The following is a 19,150-nucleotide window of genomic DNA, read 5'->3' on the forward strand; positions in this document are numbered from 1 at the left end:
GAATTGTTGACAGAAGAAATTTATTTTATACACATATTTATATAGTTCTTGTTATAAATACATCATTAAATTGCTTTTTCATTCTTTCATAACAGCTTTGAGCTTTAAGCATATCATCAAAAAAACCGAAAACTGTAGGACCACTTCCACTCATCATAGATCCTATTGATCCCATCTTCATCATATCTTCTTTTATTTTTATAATAAGTGGATGCCTTCTCAACGTAACATTCTCAAGATGGTTTTTCATGTTTTGCGCTACAAATAGCAAGTCATCTTTCTCAATCGCTTCAATTAGTTCATTTACTAAAACTTTTTTAAATATCTTATTTATATCTATAGCTCCATATACGTCTTTTGTTGAAACTCCAAAAGGTGGTTTAACTAAAACCAGTATTTTATCCTTAAAGGATTTAAGTTCAGATATTTTTTCTCCAATCCCCTCACACAAACATGTGCCACCTTTAATACAATACGGTATATCAGCCCCAAGTTTCACTCCAAGATCCATTAAATCCTGTTCGCTAGCCCCTACATCGAACATTTCATTTAGAGCTTTAAGTACAGCAGCAGCGTTTGTACTTCCGCCAGCTAAACCAGCAGCAACCGGTATGTTTTTAATTATATCTATATGTATTCCTCTATTGATTTTATATGTATCCATAAATAATCTAGCAGCTTTATACGCAAGGTTTCTATCATCTTTTGGAACATAAGGCTTATTACACTCTATTGTAATATCGTTGCTTCTTTTTTCATTTATTTCTATCAAATCATATAAATCAATATTTTGCATTATCATTCTTAAAAGATGATATCCATCTTCCCTTTTACCTACTACCTCTAACGCAATATTGATTTTGCCATAGGCCTTAATTTTCATAAAATCTATTCCTTTCAACTTCAAATCACTATTTATATTATTATTTAATATATTTATCTTGTAAAGATATTAAATAATAATATAAATGTCATTACGCATAAATCATTATACATTCTATATTAAAAATAAGAAACCCAACTTTTGTTGAGTTTCAAAATTAATTTTATATTATTGTACTGCAACTTCCTTTAATACTCCTTGAGAGGATTTTAAATAATTAAATAATCTATCAAATTTTTCATAGAATACTACTATTAAATCACCTTTTTGAGCAATATTCAAAGCTTCTCTTAGTGCTTCTAATTCATCTAAGACAACTTTTACATTGTTTTTTTCCTTAATAGTTTTTAATACTCCTCGCTCTAATATCTCAGCTACTTCTCTTTCTTTTCTTCCACGTTTGTCTTTATCTTCTTTTATAAACACTTTATCAAAATGTTCTCCACATAGTTCTGCTATTTTAATAGAGGAACCATCCTCTCTGTCCCCCGGAACTCCAATTACTCCAATTAAATTTTTAACTTTCATATCTACTAAAGATGATATTACAGATTTATAACCTTGGTAGTTATGACCGTAATCTAAAATTACATTTACTCCATTAATCTCAAATTGATTAAATCTTCCTCTGTTTGTTTTTTCGTCACTTTTAAAACTCTCTAATCCTTTAGCTATAATACAATAGTCTACATTCATCGCTACCAATGCACCTACAGCTGCCATGGCATTACCTATATTATATTTTAACTTCCCATCTAATGATATTCCTATTTTATCAATCGCGCATATCTTATAAGTTTTATTATTGTTTGTAACCATAAGATTGTTTTCATCTAAATAGATAGCAATCCCTCCGTTAGATATATTTTCCATAATATATCTATTATCCTTATCAAAGGAGAAAAATACTTTCTTGCTCTTTATTCTAGACAATGCCTGCAAACTCCAGTAGTCATCTGCATTTATAACAGCATAGCCACCCTCTCTGATTTCTTCTACTACTAAGGACTTTACAAACATTAATTCCTCCATAGAATTAATGCCATCTAAACCCAAATGATCTTCAGTTATATTAGTTATTATCCCAACATCAGCAAAATCATAAGCTAGTCCTTTTCTTATTATTCCACCTCTAGCTGTCTCTAATACTGCTACTTCAACATCTTTATTTAAGAAAATTGTTTTGGCACTTTCTGCACCGGTATCATCGCCCGTATCTATACACTTATCTCCAACAAAGATTCCATCCGTTGATGTCATTCCAACCTTATATCCTATAAGATTGAAAATATAAGAAATTAATCTAGTAGTAGTAGTTTTACCGTTAGTACCTGTAACTGAAATAACTGGAATATTTTTAGGATTATCATTATATAAAAGATTAACTATAGGTTTAGCTACATCAACTGCTTTACCTTCAGTAGGATAGCAATGCATTCTTATACCAGGAGCTGCATTTACCTCCATTACTATGCCAATATCACCTAAAGGCTTACTTATATCTTCTGTACATATATCTACTCCACATATATCTAACCCAACTGCATTAGCCGCTCTAATGGCTATATCTTTATTTTCTTCACAAATAATATCTGTACAATCTATTGCATATCCTCCCGTAGAAAGATTTGCATTCTCTCTAAGATATAATCTCTTACTTTTTTCAATTATACTATTTAAAGTTAAATTTTCTTTAATTAATAAAGATAAGAGTTGTTCATCGATTTTTATCTTTGTTAATGGTTTTTCATGATCTTCCCCTCTATTTGGATCTTTATTAGCATTGTATATAAGTTCCCTTACACTCCTCTTTCCATCCCCCTCTATAAAAGGCGGAACCCTAAGAGAAGCCGCAATCACTTTGCCATCAACAATTAATACTCTGTAATCTTTTCCGCATATATATTTCTCTAAAAGTATATCTTCAGTTTGTTCCTTTAGTCTTTTAAATGCATTTATAAGCTCTTTATCATCGTTAATATTTAAAACTACACCCTTCCCCTTACTTCCATATTGTGGCTTCAAAACTAGAGGATATTTTAATTCTTTACTATAATTTATCAATTGCATTATATTATTAACTTTATATCCATTAGCTACAGGAATATATTGATATTTAAGCAAAGTCTTAGTCAGTAATTTATCACACGCTATATCTGTAGCAACACAAGACGTATTGCTACCTATAGTAGCTTCTATTATTCTACCAGCAGAGCCATATCCTATTTGATACATTCCACTTTCTCCTAGCTTAACAACTGGTAATCCAATTTTTCTAGCATAGTCACATATGGCTTTTGTACTTGGTCCTTCTGCTTCATCTTTAATCATATTCTTTATTAGGTCAAATCTTTCTGAGAATTTTATCGGCACCTGATTTATTAAAGAATTAATTAAGTCAATTGCTAGTTTAGCACATTCTAAAGCTACATTCTTATATTGATACTGAAATATTATATAGTAGTGGTCATCTTTAACTTCTCTAGCCTTGCCATAAGCAACATCTATGTTAAGCATATTTTGAATAGCAATTATACAATGCTCACATATATGTGCTAAGTAAGTTCCTTCATTAAGACGTTTTACAAATCCGCTATCTTCGTCTATTCCACATCTATGTTTATAAAGTTCTGGTAATATTTTCAACAAATTAAAATTGAAATTAGGTATATCTTTGCTTGGAATTTCACAGTAACCTTCTAAATCTAAATCCATTCTAATGCATTTTTTATGAGAGTATATATTTTTCCCGTCATATACTCTTTGACTAACTATTTTCATTTCTAGTAATTTCCTCCTCAAAAGGTACTCTCTTTTGCAAATCAAATCTGTTTCCTGCAGTTAAAATATGCATCTTAACATTATACATACTTAAAATCTCTTCCTGATATTTTTCTGATACATTTGAAAAAGTTAAATCTGCACCATCAAGAAAATAAACCGCACCATTTCCAATAACCTTAATCTCATTTTTATCAACAACTATGGCTGTATCTTCATCTATTCCTATTCCCAAAGTTTCCGGATTTTGAGCTATACCTGCTAACAATCTTCCTATTCTACCTCTTTGTGCAAAATGTTGATCTATTATAACTTTTTTAATAAATCCAAAACCAGGCGCCATTTTTAAAGTGCATTTTCTTGGAGATTTTTCATCATCTCCTTTGACAATCATTGTGCTACTCATTATAGAGGCACCCGCTGATGTACCAACCAAAACGCATCCTTCTTGAAATGCCTTGTTAAACTCGTCAAATAAAGGAGTACCTCCAACTAAACTTGTTATTCTAAGTTGGTCTCCTCCTGTGAAAAATATTATGGATGAATCCCTTACTATATTTAAATTATTTTCATCAAAAGAATCTTTTCTATTACTTACATCTAAAACTTTAAGATTTTTTACGCCTAGTTCAGAAAAAACTTTTTTATATTTATCCCATGCCTCTTTAGGATACTCTGTTGCTAAGGTTGCTATTGTTAAAGCTTTAGATTTATTTTTAAGTTCTAATGATACATTTTTTAATATTTCTTTTCTTCCTTCTTTATCTTCAGCTCCTCCTATAATTATTAGTTTTCCATCACAATAGTTATCCAAAAAAATCACCTCAAATCATGCATTTCTATTGTATCCATGAATTTACATAATTATTCATTATTTTATGTCTCAATCTTTAAGTGATTAGATAACATAAAAAGACTTAGCTAAACAGCCAAGTCTTCTTTCATAACATTTTATATTACAGCTCTTCCAGGAATCAGCAACTTACATCCAGGTTTTAAAGTTTCTTTCTCATCCAAGTCATTTAGTTTTACCAAATCCATAACTGTTGTTGAATATTTTTTAGCTAATGACCATAATGTATCTCCAGCTTGTATAACATATATTATTATACTAGCAACTTTTTTTTGAAGTTCATCTTCTACCATTTCTAGCGCAGAAACCCACTTCTTAGAAGCATTATATATTACCTTTCCCACTGTGGAAACTGTAGCTTTTATAGCTATGGTTGCACCTTCTATCGACGCTTGAATATTCTCAATAAAAGCATTAACTATACCTTTCATTTCTTTAAGTGCATTAGCAATATCTAGAGAAGTCTTAAAAGGTATCTCTCCCTTTATCTTAATAACCTCTTTATCCATGCTATCAGTTTTATATATTACTTCTGCTTTTACAATTCCTTCAATTAAAATTTTCCCATCTGTAACCTCATTATTAGTTATTAGTACATTTCCTTTTGTATATATTATACTCACAGGCTCTGGCATATCTTCAGTTAGTGTTATATTATCTTTAACTATAACTTCTCCCATTTCTTGCCCTTGCACTATACCTATCTTTGCCTCATCTGTACTTAATTCTATTTTAGTAGAAGGTGAATATGCATCCTTAATAAAATCTACTTCTTCTTTTTGTACTACTTTTAAATCTACTCTTGTAAGTACATTGAAATCTACATTTCTTGTTTCACCTAAATCATCTTCTCTTATTTGTACATCATTGCTTAGCATATTAAAATCAGCATAAGCAATCATATCAGACGTAACTCCTATAACCTCTTCTTCTCTATTTATATATATATCATCTTCTAAAGTCACTAATTCTCTTCCATCAGCAGCTCTATATAATATATCAACTTTACAAAAACATGAGGTTCCAACTCTATCTTCATAAAGTTTAACGTCTTTTTTATGAATATTTATAGAAGCTTTCAATATTTTTCCTATTTGAGGTTTATCCATACCTACTACCAAAGTTCCTTTACCTGATATCTCAAGTTCTTTTTTTGCAGATATTTTATCAATAGTTTCTTTACTCTTTAATATTTGTACATCTTTTAATCCCGTAACATCTTTTAAAAAATCTAGGTGTGAATTTTTGTAACATTGACTCTTTATCATTAAATTTCCTTCTATAGCTACTTTTCTTTCATTGATTATCTTACCTTCAATATGTTCAATTATACAATTTGCTTCACAGGAAACTCTATGTTCTGAATCTAGCGCTTCAATATAGCTATTAAACCTATCGCTATAAGAAACACTATTTACAACTACCCCATCTTCTTCTCTTGCTAAATATAAAACTAGATATTCTATAGTTCCGTCAATTGAAATTCTATCTCCCATAGATTCTTTGCTATTTATTATAGTCTTTGCATCCACTGAAATAATCTCTTGGACATCCGGATGCGTATCTGGAATTAAAAACTCTCCTCTTAATGGTAATTCATTAGTATCTTCTCTAAGTAATTGCTCATACTCTACACTTTCTCTTATAACATCTATCTGTGACATCATATCCCTCCCATAAAATACAAAATACCTAATACTATTTATACTTTCTTTCCTATAATATATGAATACTTTATAGCGTATTTAAAATAATTATTACGACATATTTAAACATATATTTTATTAATTTTGTCGAAACATATATAATATTAAGTTTTTTTCTCAAAAGTTATTGACATGGTAATTAAAATGTCGTATTATAAAAGAGGTTATTGACCATATAACCTCTCATAAATTCTCAATACCCTTTTATACCATAGTTGAAAGATGGAAACCCACCATCTTTCTTTTTTTATACAATAAAAAAACTTCGATTTTTTTAATCGAAGTTTATCCTGCAAAGTATAATTGAACTGTCTTTGTCAAAACATCTGAATAACTATATGTCACTGTCCTTTGGGTGTCACTTTCTAATCTTACAACGAAAATACTAGGGTATACTCCTTCAAGTACTCCATTATTTACTAGGATCTTTTTTCTTCCACCGTTAGCCCTTAAGGTTACTTTTTCACCTACATGGCCTTCAAGGTCTCTTTTTATGGAAGCTAAGGTTCTATTCTTTTCCAAATTAAACACCCTCTTTCCATTATATATTTTACCTCAAAACCTCATAATTGTCAAATTAAAATTTTAATTTTATCACTATTTACTCCAACTTGTCAATCTAATTTTTAAATTCCAAAAATTTAATCTTATATTTTTTTATAATTTGTTGCTTAACATACAAATAAATTTTAATTTTACACTGGTATTTATTTATAATGTATACAGCAATATTTTAATTCTTAGTATGAGTTCTATAGTAGTATATCCATATAATTAATTATTATTTATATTTAGTAAATATTATTGATTTATCTATTTGAAACTTTTATTTATAAAAAATAAGAACTTCGATTTTTAAATCGAAGTTTATCCTCCAAAATACAATTGGACGGTTTTTGTTAATATATCGGAATAACTATATGTCACAGTCCTTTGTGCTCCAGTTTCTAGTCTAACGACAAAGATACTTGGATATACTCCTTCAAGTACTCCACTATCAACAAAAATTTTCTTTCTCCCTCCGTTAGCTTTTAATGTAACTTTTTCTCCAATGTGTGCTTCTAGATATTTCTTTATAGACGCAATCGTCGTATTTTTCTCCAACACTCACATCCTCCTTGTATTTTATTACTAGCAAAATTACTTTTAAATATTTCTAATATTATACATAGGGTGATTTAGGATATCCTTCTCTGTATTTACCTCTTGTCTGTAATCCTCCTATCCCCTTTATACCGGTTATAGTGTTTTCTATTACGTCAGTAATAGAAACTACCTTATCTATTCTTGTATAAGCTATTTTTTCGCATACAAATACAGGATCCAAGCAATGAATCAATACTCGACTTGGTGAAGATGCAAAATTTGCTCCTGCATCTAATATACTTTCATAACAAGATTGGCAAGCACCTGCAAAAATCACTAATTCATCATAACTAGTATTAAAATTTCTAAGTGCCTTTACTGATTCAATATAGTATTTAGAATTCCTGTAGTTATTTAAATCTAAATAATCTTTTGAATTTTTTAATACACCATCATGCCCAGTTAATACCACTATATCTGGCTTTATTTCTTTCACCAGTTCTACTACCTGTATAGGCTGTTCTTTTTCAACTATCGCTTTTCCTACAGCATCAAGATTTAACTGTTTATATACTTTTAAACAATTTTCCATGTAAACACTATCCCCATCTATGTGCAGAACTTTTCCAGGCCTCCCAAACATCAACTCTTTTTCTTGTATGATTTTGGGAGACTTTGTAATTCTATAAGCGCCATCTCTGGAAGTTATAGCCTTTTTTATTGCTTGATTGACTCTAGCATTAAGTATCTTGTCTTTCTCTCCTTGAAACTCGTCATTTACATGTTCTAAATCATCGATAGATGCGTCAGCTATAATTCTTATATTTATGCCTTTTAAAACATAAACTACTCCGTCCTCATTTTCTTTTATATCAATTATTTTAAAAGTAATATCTTTTCCATATGACTTCCTAACTACAATATCACCTATTCCCATATTTATCTCCTCATAAATACTGATATATACTATAATATGCCGAAACCCATATTGTGTGCCTTATAATACAAAAGAATAGAGTAAGAGGTTTAGCTCTTACTCTTTGATAAATTATTCTTTTAAATTATATGCTTCTTTAAATTCATCAATAAATTTTAAATAATCATCTTTCTCTTTACCCAATGACTCTAGTTTATTACCAAAAGTAACTTGTCCCCAATTAACCTCATTATAATAATAACGATTAGCTAATCTCCAATATCTTTGAGGAAATAATAGAAATGCATATATAATACTATATTCCTCTTCTTTAATCTTAGAAATAGAATCATACGCCTTAAGTATTTCCTTAGCATAATCCACATTCCACCCAACTCTCTTTAGTACCTTTATCATAAAATTGGATATATCATATGATCTTACTTCTCTTTTACAATAATCAAAATCAATTATATTCACATTATTATCTTTGTCTAAAATTATATTGTGATAAGTATAGTCATGATGGCAAAAACTCTTTTCCTGTTCTGTAATATTACATATCTCTAAATAATTAGAATTCTTCAATACTGAAAGCGCTCTTTTACCTAATTCTTTATAAAATTCTACAGTTTTAATATAATTTAAATCGAAAGTTCCTTTGTTACTTTTTTTCCTAGCCATGTCTCTCATTTTATCTAATGCCCTTATCCTTTTTTCCATAAGATTAGGCCATCTTCCTAAATCAGTTTTTAATTTACTGTTTTCTGGAGGATCATACCCCTTACTGATTTCATGTAGTCTTGCCAATTCTTTTGCTGCGATTATAACCTCATCTAATTTATGAAAATCACATTCCTTTCCCTCTATCCACTCAGATAAAGTATATATATCTTCATTAACTAGTGCATAAGGTTCTCCGTCAATATTCAAAAAATATCTATCTACATTTTGATAACCTTTATTAATAATATATTCCTTTGCACCATATACAAATAAAAGTTTTTGAATTCCATAATTAATTTTTTTTAAGCACCTTTCACCTTTATCTGTTTTTAGATGGTATATCCCTTTATTGGGTTTAATGCTTTCTATCCTTATACCAAACTGTCTTTCAATTTCTGATTCCCTCATCATAGTTAATCACCCCCTAAATATTTATATGTGCTATCGCTAACAATTATTAACAATTATCAAAAGAAGTTAATATAATAAATTATAACTACTGCGAAAGGATTTAATAATGCATATTGGTATAGATGGTAGAGCTGCTAAATGGTATAGAGGTACTGGAATCGGCACATACACCTATCAACTAATATATAACCTAAATTTAGTTGACAAGATCAATGATTATTCACTCTTTCTTCCTAATAACTCAAATTTAGATAACCTTAATAGCAACTTTAAATTTATCAATACAGTTCATGATACCCAAGAAAACTTTTGGGAAGAGGTCTCTCTACCAAATATCCTTAAAGATGAAAATTTAGATATTTATCATGTCCCTCAAAATGGAGTAGGTTTACCAAATAATTTAGACAGTTCCTCAATAATTACTCTTCATGATATAATCCCTCTTAGAATGCCTGAAACAGTAAGTGATAGGTATCTAAAGATATTTAATAATGATATGAAAAAAATCATTGATGGAGTACAAGGAATTATTACTGTGTCTAACTTCTCAAAAGATGATATTTCTAAAGAATTTAATTACCCTAAAGATAAGATTTTTGTAACCCATTTAGCAGCTGAAAATATATATAAACCTATGGATAAAATTAAATGTAAAAAATTCTTAAGATTAAATTATTTAATAGATAGTAATTTCATATTATATGTGGGTGGTTTTAGCCCTAGAAAAAATATAACTGGTCTCATTGAAGCATTCTCATTACTAAAAGGCATATATACCCAAGATTTAAAACTTGTTATTGTTGGTAAACAAGGTATTTCTTACGAGAAATACAAAAATAGAGCCCTTGAACTTGGAATTGAAGATCAAGTTATCTTTCCTGGTTTTATCACACTAGAACATATGCCTGTTTTTTATAACGCTTGTGAGACTCTAGTTTATCCTTCATTTTATGAAGGCTTTGGATTACCTCCACTTGAAGCAATGGCCTGTGGTACCCCTGTTATAGCCTCTAACTGCACTTCTATCCCTGAGATATTAGGAAACTCTGCACTTTTAATTAATCCTAAAGATGTATATGAGATTATGAATGCTATGTATAGCATATTAACAAATATAGATTTAAAGATAAAACTTACAGTTGAAGGCATTGAAAGAAACAAAATATATAATTGGAATAAAACTGCCTTAGACACACTATCTGCTTATAAATTTATAAATAAAATAAGATAATTGTAAAAAGTGCATTATATATATCTTAATGTCATATATAATAAGAGTTTAAGACTAAACTTTAAAAGCTCCAATCCATGAAATTATTATGGATTGGAGCTTCTTTAGCACCTAATAAACACTATATATTATAATCCCCCTTTACTTAGAACATATGTTTGCTATATAATATACTTAGCTTAATTTTTAGGAGTGATTTTTATGGATTTAATTAACAAACTTCGTATTTTATCTGATAGTGCTAAATATGATGTTTCATGTTCATCATCTGGATCTAGTAGGTCTAGTAAGAAAAATTATTTAGGAGATACCTCGAGTAGCGGAATTTGCCATAGCTTTACCCCTGATGGACGTTGTATATCCTTATTAAAAATCCTGTTAACTAATTATTGTGTCTATGATTGTGCTTATTGTCAAAATAGAATCTCTAATGACTGTGAAAGAGCAGCTTTTACTCCTGAAGAAATATGTGATTTAACTATTAATTTTTATAAAAGAAATTACATAGAGGGTTTATTTTTAAGTTCAGGAATTTTAAAAAGTCCTAATTATACAATGGAACTGCTATTAAAAACTTTAAAATTATTACGTCAAGTTCATAAGTTTAATGGTTATATACATGTTAAGGCTATTCCCGGCTGTGATGAAGTATTAATTAAAGAATTAGGCAAATATGCAGATAGAATGAGCGTTAATATAGAACTTCCATCAGCTTCTTCATTAAGGCTTTTAGCTCCTCAAAAATCAAAAATCGACATACTTTCTCCTATGAAAACAATAGCTAAAGAAATAAATGAATTTAATTATAATAAACGAGTTTTTTCTCATTCTCCCACCTTTGTCCCTGGCGGTCAAAGCACCCAATTAATAGTGGGAGCAACTAACGAACATGATAAGGATATTCTTACTTTAAGCGAAAATTTATATAAAAACTATAAATTGAAGAGGGTCTATTATTCAGCTTACATACCAATTGTAAAAAACAATAAACTTCTCCCTTCAATATCAGTACCTCCGCTAATTAGAGAGCACAGACTATATCAAAGTGATTGGTTACTCCGTTATTATGGTTTTACAGCCTCTGAGCTGCTTAACGAAAAAAATCCTAGTCTTAATTTAAAACTTGATCCAAAAAGTTTTTGGGCGCTAAATAACATTGATTTATTTCCTATAGAAGTTAATAAAGCCCCCTATGAAACTTTACTTAGAATTCCTGGTATAGGACTAAAATCAGCTAAAAGAATAGTGATTTCTAGAAGAGTTCACTCGTTATCCTATGAAGATTTAAAGAGCCTAGGAGTTGTACTAAAACGAGCACAATATTTTATATTATGTAAGGGTAAGTACTTAGGTGACACCTATTTTGACCCTCTTCTAATCGAAAATAAACTAATTGATAAAAAAATTAAAGTTTATAATAATTCAGAAGACTATACTCAACTAAGTTTTTTCTCTCAATTATCATTAAATAAACCAGAAGATAGAATTACCAGTATAAGTGGTAATCTATAGATAGGAGTTTTATGATTGTACTAATACATGACGGAAGTTTTAATGGTTTTTTAACTTGCATATATGAATGTTACTATTCATACAAAAATACTTCTTTAATATTTTCTAAACATTCATTTGAAGAAAATTTATTATACGAAAAAAAATATATAGCTACAGATAATGTAAAAGCAAATAAGGTATATACCTCTCTACTAAAAAATACTGGAGAAGAGGTTGTAGAGAATATTTACTATGCTTATTTATCCGATACCAAAGACTGTTTCTCATTAGCTTTTAAATATATAAAACTAGCTTTTAAATTAGGTTCTTTAATTGACCATCACATTTATGATAGTAGGGTTAAAAACATATTAGCTCTTAGAAATAAGGTTTTGAAGGAAACTCATATGTTTGAAGGCTTTGTTAGATTTTCTTTGATTAACGACCAAATGTTATATTCATCTATTGAACCTGATCACAATATTTTAGAATTATTAAGTTATCATTTTACCAAAAGGTTTTGTAATGAAAATTTTATAATACATGATATTAAAAGAGAATTAGCTTTAGTTTATAGTTCACTACAAAATGACTATGAAATCATCTCTATGTCAATAAATTATTATGATGCATTAAAAAATTATAAAGAAGATATAACACAATTGTGGAAGACTTATTATAACTCAACCACAATATCATCTAGACAAAACTTGAGGCTTCAAAGTAACAAAATGCCTAAACGTTATTGGAAACATCTTTTAGAAACAAAATAAAACCAGGTAATTCTGGTTTTATTTTGTAATCTTTTTTTCTTCATATATTTTCAGAAAATCTTTTCTATCTGGTTCATCTGCTAATTTATTTTGAAACTTTGATAAAAAGGATTCATAACTCCAATTCTTTTTCTTATTGTAGTAATTGTATACCAAATTATAATAATCATTTGGAAAAATCATTATTGCATATAACACTTCTAACTCATCCTTTTCTATCTTCCATACTGAATCATAGGCATTTATTATTTCTATACTTTTATCAAAATCATATCCATAATTTTTTATAGATTTCATCAAAAAATTACATATGTCATGAACTCTAATATCTACTAAAGAATATTCAAAATCTATAAAATAAGCTCTATCTTCTGACAGTATAATGTTATGATGTGCCAAATCATTATGACATAACACCGTCTTACTTTCATCTCTACATAAATTTTCATAATTTGACTTTTCTATTCTCTTTATCGATTCATTTATATTCTCTATTTGTTCATCTATACTCTCTAGCAGAAGATTATCGAAAGTATTCTTATATCCATATTTACCTACTCTTTGTTTTATATCGAGTAAATTTTCTTTAGCTTCATTAAATTTATTAGGAAACTTCCCTAAGTTACTTTTCAAAATTTCTAAGTTGCTGCCTTCAAGATACTTTAATATTCCTAGAGAAGATTTATGATATTGCGCTAAAGCTTTTGAGGCTATTACTACATCTAAAGGATTTGAACAACAGCATTCCCGTCCCTCAATCAATTCCATAACACAATATATACCATCTTTCCATCTTACATAATAATTTCCATCCCCAGCTTTAACAAAGGTTAATATATCTGAATAACCATCCTTAATATAATCTAAAGCTGAAGTTATAAATTTCATGTCTTCTGTATTTTCTATTTTCTTTAATATTTTTTTGCCTTTATCAGTAATCAAAATATATACACTTCGTAAAGGTATTAAATCCTCAACCTTTAAATCAAATAATTCAAATAAATCAGTGTCTAAATCATAATCACAAAGGTATTTTTCATCCGAATATCTAAGTTTGTTCATAAAATCACCCTTCTATAATAATGTAATACTATTATCAAATTCATAAGCCTTCATAAATTTATAATAGAAGGTTTCTTCGTTCCATTGTTTCTTCCCTTCTTTATATTTTTGCAGAGTTTTTAACGTCTCTAGCGGAAAAGAAATATAGCCATTTAAATATTTTTTAGAATTATCATCTAAACCTTCTTGAGTCAATATAAATTCTATAGCTTCATTATAGTTAATAATCTTTATCCTTCTTTTAATTTTCAATAAAAACTTTCCATAATCACTTTCTACAAAATTATAGGCTATCCCCTTTAGATCATATATAATAATCCCCTTATTATAATTTAAATTTTTATCATCGCAATAGCCTAATGTAATCTCTTTATTATCCATAGCTCTCCTAAATATAGACAAATAGTCTGATTTCTCTATTTGAGTCACAGCTAAATTAGATAAATTCAAAATATTTTCAACTTTTTCTTCAATTTTTCCCGGGAAATATCCGACTTCTAAATACCTGTTCACTCTTTTTTGAAGAACCTTAATTTGTTCATAATCTTCTCCAATCGTACTTTGGATAGACGGTATAAAATTGCTAGGATATTCTCTCAAGATTTTGTGAATTTTATTAATAAGATTTAGTTGAAAGTATACCTCGCCCTCATTAAGTTGTTTGGCTATTACTTTTTCTTTATTCTTTAAAACGGTAATTCCTCTGTTTTTCAAGTACTCTTCTATGGTCAAAAATTTCATATATTTTCTCCACCATTCTCTAATTGCTTTATATCTTCAACAAATTCCTCTCTTTCTTCACAATCTTCTAGATATTTTTCTAGTTTATTCAGAAAAAAGTCCTCTTCCCAAGGTTGTTGTTCCCAATAATACTGTATTCCTAACTGCCAGTATTGTTGAGGAAATTTTATAAAAGAAGATATAATTTTGCTATCACCTTTTTCTAAAGAATTAATACTCGAATAGCTAGCTAATATTTCTTTCACTTTATTTTTACTCCACTTTCCATTTTTCATAGATCTTATAATTAATGACGAGAGGTCGTGTAGGTTAGTATCTAGAATTGAGTAATCGAAATCAATAACATATAATTCCTCATCATATGCCCTAAGAACATTATGATGGGCATAGTCATGATGGCAAAAGCCCCTTTTAATAACTTCTTTATTCATCCTATTTATATAATTAGAACACTTTAAACCATCTATAGTTTTTTCTATTATTGTTAGCTGATTCTGCATAGTTTCTAGATATAGCTTATCAAAATCGCTTTTGTATGCTTTTTGGTAGATACGATTCCTGAAATCTAATATTTCTTTTCCTCTTACATTAAAATTTTCTATCCATTTAAACCAGTATATTCTTGGTTTCATATCTTGATCTATTGTGAAACCTTGGCTACATAAATGAAGTTCTGCAAGTTTTTTAGTTACCTCTAATAATTCATGAATATTATCGTAATTACTTTCGCGTGATGGTATCCATGGAGATAAATAACAGTACTTATTATCATACTCTATATAATCCATCCCCAATTTAGTCTTAAGTATAGGAGGAATGTTCTTAAAACCTTTTTTTTGAAGATGTAATATAGCAGATAAAATAAATTTAAAGTGAGAATAACTATAATTAATTGTTTTTAAGCAATATTCATTATCATCACCTTTTACAATATATATATTTTTTTTCTTAACGATATCCTTTACCTCTATATCGTATTTTTCTTTTAAAAAATCTTTTAGATTACTTAGTCCCATTAAGTTCCTCCTCTGATTAATCCTCATTTATTATATGAGAATAATTATTCATGTGTGAATTATTCACCATTGGAAAAATATATCATATTTATATATTATAAACATTGTACTGGGGGAGTAGTATGAAGATTTGCGTAGATGCTAGAGGGTTAAACTGGTATAAAGGAACTGGTATAGGCACCTATACTTATAATTTATTAGTAAATATGATCAACTTAAATAGAGAAGATTTTTACCATATATTTTGGTCTGGTGGAGACTACGATTCTTTTCATAATGATAAAACAAAAATATTAATGGCTTCTAAAAAACATCAAAGATTTTTTGAATCTTACTATATACCCTCATTTGTAAAAAAAGAGCTTATAGATATTTATCATATTCCTCAAAACGGAATTGGATTAGAAGAGAATATAGATTGCAAAAAAGTCGTTACTATTCATGATCTTATACCTTATATATTACCCGAAACTGTAGGTAAAGGTTATTTAAAAAAATTCTTAACAACAATGCCTAAAATAATGGATAACTCTCATGGTATATTAACAGTTTCAAATTACTCTAAAAAGGATATTTTAAGATTTTTTCCTGAAATTGATGAGGATGATGTTTTTGTTACTCCTCTAGCTGCTAATGAAAATTACAGACCTTTAAATAAGGATTTTTGCAAAAAACATGTTAAAGAGAAGTATGGTATAAATACTCCTTTTTTCTTATATTTAGGAGGATTTAGTTCAAGAAAAAATGTCAAAGGACTAATTTTAGCGTTTGAAAAAGCTTTTAGAAACTTTTCTAAAGAAAGAAGCCTATTGATTATTGGTTCATTGAGAGAAGAAGGTGAAAAATTAAAACAATTAGTTGAGGAAAAATCTTTACAAAAAAATATTGTATTTGGTGGTTTTTGTGAAAACTCTGATCTTCCTGTATTATATAATGCGTGTGAAGCTTTTGTTTATCCATCCCTTTATGAAGGGTTTGGACTTCCCCCACTAGAGGCAATGAGTTGTGCAACTCCTGTTATAACTTCAAATATAACATCAATCCCTGAAGTAGTAGGTGATAGTGGTTTATTGATAAATCCACTTGATATATTGGATATATCAAATGCCTTAGTCAAAATATCTGAAGATTCAAACCTTAGTGAAGATTTAAGTGTAAAAGGTCTTGAAAGAAGTAAATATTATTCTTGGGAGAATACAGCCAAAGAAACTCTAAAAGCTTACAATAAAATTAATGAAAAATACTTGTTTGAATAAAAAGATATCTCAAAATACTTTAAATAGTTATTTTGAGATATCTTTCTACTTCTACTTTCTAACATCTAATATATCATCTATTCTTTCATAATCTATTGTATCTGGAACTCTATTAACAATATTAGTCATTATGGATAACACTTTTTGATTATTAATTTCTTCAAACTCCTTATCTACAACTATATTATTATAAAAAGCTCTTGAACTTGGGAAAAATCCTTCATTATTTAAAGTATCCACACTAATAAGATTTTGATTTTCTATTAAGAATCTTAAAAATCTATTAGCAACCTCCTGCCTTTCATACTCACTCTTCAACGCAACAATATTATCTCCATCAAAGGAAACAGCTCTATTACCTCCGACTACAACAGCTGGAATCATTATTGCTTTTAAGGAGTTTTTTAAGTTATCATTAATAATATTTTTATAATTATTTTTATCAGCGATATAACCTAGCGGAGTTTCTTTCCCCATTAAATTATCATCTTTAATTATATTGGTTATTTCTTCCGCTTGATTTATATTACCACCTTGATAAATAATAATCTTTTCTATCTCCTCAATAGTAGTTAAATCATATGAAAATAAACTAATTTCATTGTTAGATTTGCTATCTATATCCTTATATAAATCTATTAATTCATTCCAACTTCTTATATCTTCTGATTTATATCCATATTGCTTAAATATATCTTCTCTAATAATTAAAAATTGAGGATTACTCTGTATTGGTATACCTAAGTAATGTTCACCTTTTTTCAACTCATTTAATCTCCATGAGTTAAAATTCTTACTGTAACTATCTATTATGTTATCTTGATAGCTTATATGTTCTAAAGAATCATCATTTATACTTCTCAATGTTTTAGAATCTAACATTATAAGATTTATTTCATTTTCAACATTTGATGCTTTATTTAAATACTCTATTATTTCGTCTTTATTCTGTTTGGTAACATTAATTTTACTCTTCTTATTTGCACTCATAAACGTTTCTGCTGAGTCTTTTAAGTAAACATAATTTTCTTCGTTAGTTACAATTTCAATACTCCCAACTAACTCCTTATTATTAATAATTTTAGACACTTTATACATAGATAAAACAAGTAGGGTAATCATAATTAATAGTATTATATTTTTCTTTAAATTTCTCATAAATAAACTCCTTAAAGCGAACCTACTATAAACTTATCACAAATATCTTAATATATCAAACCTGTCCATTTTCAATTGAAAATGATTATTCTTTTGCAATATGTAGAATTATATTTTATAATTATTAATGGATTTATATAGAAAATAAGGAGGGTAAAATGTATAATGCACATTGATAACTTAAAATATTTTTATGATATTGCAACCACTAAAAATATATCATTTGTAGCAAAAAAATCTCATATATCACAATCAGCATTGTCACAACAACTTATCAAGCTTGAAGATAAACTTGATACCAAACTTTTAGAAAGAAGTAATAAAGGAGTCAATTTAACTCCTGAAGGTGAAATAGCACTAAAATATACCAAAACAATCCTAACAAGCTATAGTAGAATGTTAGAAGAACTAAATGCTTATAAAAATAATAAAAAGACAGTAAATATCTATTCTCTTTCCTACGTAAAAAACTTTATTCTACCGAGTTTTATAGGAGACTTCAAAAAAAATTTCAAAAATTATAAAATAAATCTATCTTCTATAGAAACACCATTTAATGAGGAGTCCCTAAACTCAAGTTCATTCGACATAATAATTAGTAGTGAAAAGTTTCTAAGAGAAGATATAGTATGCCAAAAGCTTTTTGATGATGAATTTGTTGCCATAGCATCCCCTAAGTTTAATATTAAAGACGAGTATTCTATAGAAGAAATTCTTACTCTTCCTATAATAATAGTTAACAATAATACAAATATATCAAAATACGTTGAAGATAAACTATCTTCTTTTAACTCAAATAGTGATTCATTAAATGTTCTTTTTACTACTGACTCACCACTCACCGCTTTAAATTCATTGCTTGTTAATGAAGCCATATCTTTTGCTCCCAAAACAGTTGCACAATTATATAATAAAGATCATAATCTTAAAGAGGTGAAAATAAGCAACTTTACACTTTCTTATTCCATGTACCTATTGGTAAACAGATCATTTTACGTGGATGAAAAAATATTTATTGATACTCTCAAGAAAAAAATAAAAGGGTTCTTAAAATAAG

At 28.3% G+C, this 19,150-nt stretch carries 17 protein-coding genes; 5 read left to right on the top strand and 12 right to left on the bottom strand.

Going from position 1 to position 19,150, the window contains the following annotated elements:
* Positions 1–37 precede the first annotated feature (37 nt).
* From ispE to P8F83_RS14435, 8 genes are all read right to left on the bottom strand, one after another.
* Entirely contained in the window at positions 38–883 is an 846-nt protein-coding gene (gene ispE, locus P8F83_RS14400; RefSeq protein ID WP_326511687.1) for a 4-(cytidine 5'-diphospho)-2-C-methyl-D-erythritol kinase, read from the bottom strand.
* A gap of 168 nt (positions 884–1,051) precedes the next feature.
* Positions 1,052–3,664, bottom strand: a complete 2,613-nt coding sequence (gene cphA / locus P8F83_RS14405; RefSeq protein WP_326511688.1) for a cyanophycin synthetase — start codon at positions 3,662–3,664, stop codon at positions 1,052–1,054.
* Positions 3,651–4,478 carry a cyanophycinase gene (locus P8F83_RS14410; protein ID WP_073022528.1) on the bottom strand — a complete coding sequence of 276 codons (828 nt, stop codon included), beginning with the start codon at positions 4,476–4,478 and terminating at the stop codon, positions 3,651–3,653. Before P8F83_RS14410 ends, cphA begins: the two co-directional genes overlap by 14 nt.
* Before the next feature lie 137 nt (positions 4,479–4,615).
* Entirely contained in the window at positions 4,616–6,181 is a 1,566-nt protein-coding gene (locus P8F83_RS14415) for a DUF3794 and LysM peptidoglycan-binding domain-containing protein (RefSeq protein WP_326511689.1), read from the bottom strand.
* A gap of 327 nt (positions 6,182–6,508) precedes the next feature.
* Positions 6,509–6,745, bottom strand: a complete 237-nt coding sequence (locus P8F83_RS14420; protein ID WP_021800455.1) for a Veg family protein — start codon at positions 6,743–6,745, stop codon at positions 6,509–6,511.
* Between the two features lie 345 nt (positions 6,746–7,090).
* On the bottom strand, positions 7,091–7,327 hold the full coding sequence (locus P8F83_RS14425; RefSeq protein ID WP_073022563.1) for a Veg family protein: 237 nt from the start codon (positions 7,325–7,327) through the stop codon (positions 7,091–7,093).
* A gap of 58 nt (positions 7,328–7,385) precedes the next feature.
* Entirely contained in the window at positions 7,386–8,246 is an 861-nt protein-coding gene (gene yabG / locus P8F83_RS14430) for a sporulation peptidase YabG (RefSeq protein WP_073022530.1), read from the bottom strand.
* Positions 8,247–8,357: 111 nt separating this feature from the next.
* Positions 8,358–9,362, bottom strand: coding sequence for a CotS family spore coat protein (locus P8F83_RS14435; protein ID WP_315112304.1), 1,005 nt, complete (start codon positions 9,360–9,362; stop codon positions 8,358–8,360).
* A gap of 106 nt (positions 9,363–9,468) precedes the next feature.
* On the opposite strand from P8F83_RS14435, the gene P8F83_RS14440 reads away from it, so the two are divergent.
* From P8F83_RS14440 to P8F83_RS14450, 3 genes are all read left to right on the top strand, one after another.
* The gene (locus P8F83_RS14440; RefSeq protein WP_315112301.1) at positions 9,469–10,593 is read left to right on the top strand and encodes a glycosyltransferase family 4 protein; all 1,125 of its coding nucleotides are present in this window, start codon (positions 9,469–9,471) and stop codon (positions 10,591–10,593) included.
* Between the two features lie 201 nt (positions 10,594–10,794).
* On the top strand, positions 10,795–12,105 hold the full coding sequence (locus tag P8F83_RS14445) for a putative DNA modification/repair radical SAM protein (protein ID WP_326511690.1): 1,311 nt from the start codon (positions 10,795–10,797) through the stop codon (positions 12,103–12,105).
* Positions 12,106–12,116: 11 nt separating this feature from the next.
* Positions 12,117–12,860: a TIGR03915 family putative DNA repair protein gene (locus P8F83_RS14450; protein ID WP_326511691.1), complete on the top strand. Its 744-nt coding sequence runs from the start codon at positions 12,117–12,119 to the stop codon at positions 12,858–12,860.
* A gap of 18 nt (positions 12,861–12,878) precedes the next feature.
* On the opposite strand, the gene P8F83_RS14455 is transcribed toward P8F83_RS14450, so the two are convergent.
* The 3 genes from P8F83_RS14455 to P8F83_RS14465 are packed head-to-tail and all read right to left on the bottom strand — an operon-like array spanning position 12,879 to position 15,679.
* Positions 12,879–13,922 (bottom strand): CotS family spore coat protein, encoded by a 1,044-nt coding sequence (locus P8F83_RS14455; protein WP_326511692.1) that lies wholly within the window; start codon positions 13,920–13,922, stop codon positions 12,879–12,881.
* Positions 13,923–13,934: 12 nt separating this feature from the next.
* The gene (locus P8F83_RS14460; protein WP_326511693.1) at positions 13,935–14,663 is read right to left on the bottom strand and encodes a hypothetical protein; all 729 of its coding nucleotides are present in this window, start codon (positions 14,661–14,663) and stop codon (positions 13,935–13,937) included.
* Complete coding sequence (locus tag P8F83_RS14465; RefSeq protein WP_326511694.1) at positions 14,660–15,679, bottom strand: CotS family spore coat protein; 1,020 nt, start codon at positions 15,677–15,679, stop codon at positions 14,660–14,662. The genes P8F83_RS14460 and P8F83_RS14465 overlap by 4 nt, the downstream gene beginning before the upstream one ends.
* Before the next feature lie 122 nt (positions 15,680–15,801).
* On the opposite strand from P8F83_RS14465, the gene P8F83_RS14470 reads away from it, so the two are divergent.
* Complete coding sequence (locus P8F83_RS14470) at positions 15,802–16,935, top strand: glycosyltransferase family 4 protein (protein WP_326511695.1); 1,134 nt, start codon at positions 15,802–15,804, stop codon at positions 16,933–16,935.
* Positions 16,936–16,986: 51 nt separating this feature from the next.
* Here the strand turns inward: P8F83_RS14470 and P8F83_RS14475 are convergent, their stop codons facing one another.
* Positions 16,987–18,093, bottom strand: a complete 1,107-nt coding sequence (locus P8F83_RS14475) for an ABC transporter substrate-binding protein (RefSeq protein WP_326511696.1) — start codon at positions 18,091–18,093, stop codon at positions 16,987–16,989.
* 165 nt (positions 18,094–18,258) lie between these two features.
* Between P8F83_RS14475 and P8F83_RS14480 the strand changes: the two genes are divergently transcribed.
* Entirely contained in the window at positions 18,259–19,149 is an 891-nt protein-coding gene (locus tag P8F83_RS14480) for a LysR family transcriptional regulator (protein ID WP_326511697.1), read from the top strand.
* Position 19,150: the final 1 nt, after the last annotated feature.

Source organism: Clostridium intestinale, from assembly GCF_035905475.1.
In the GTDB taxonomy this organism is placed as follows: Bacteria; Bacillota; Clostridia; order Clostridiales; family Clostridiaceae; genus Clostridium_T; species Clostridium_T intestinale.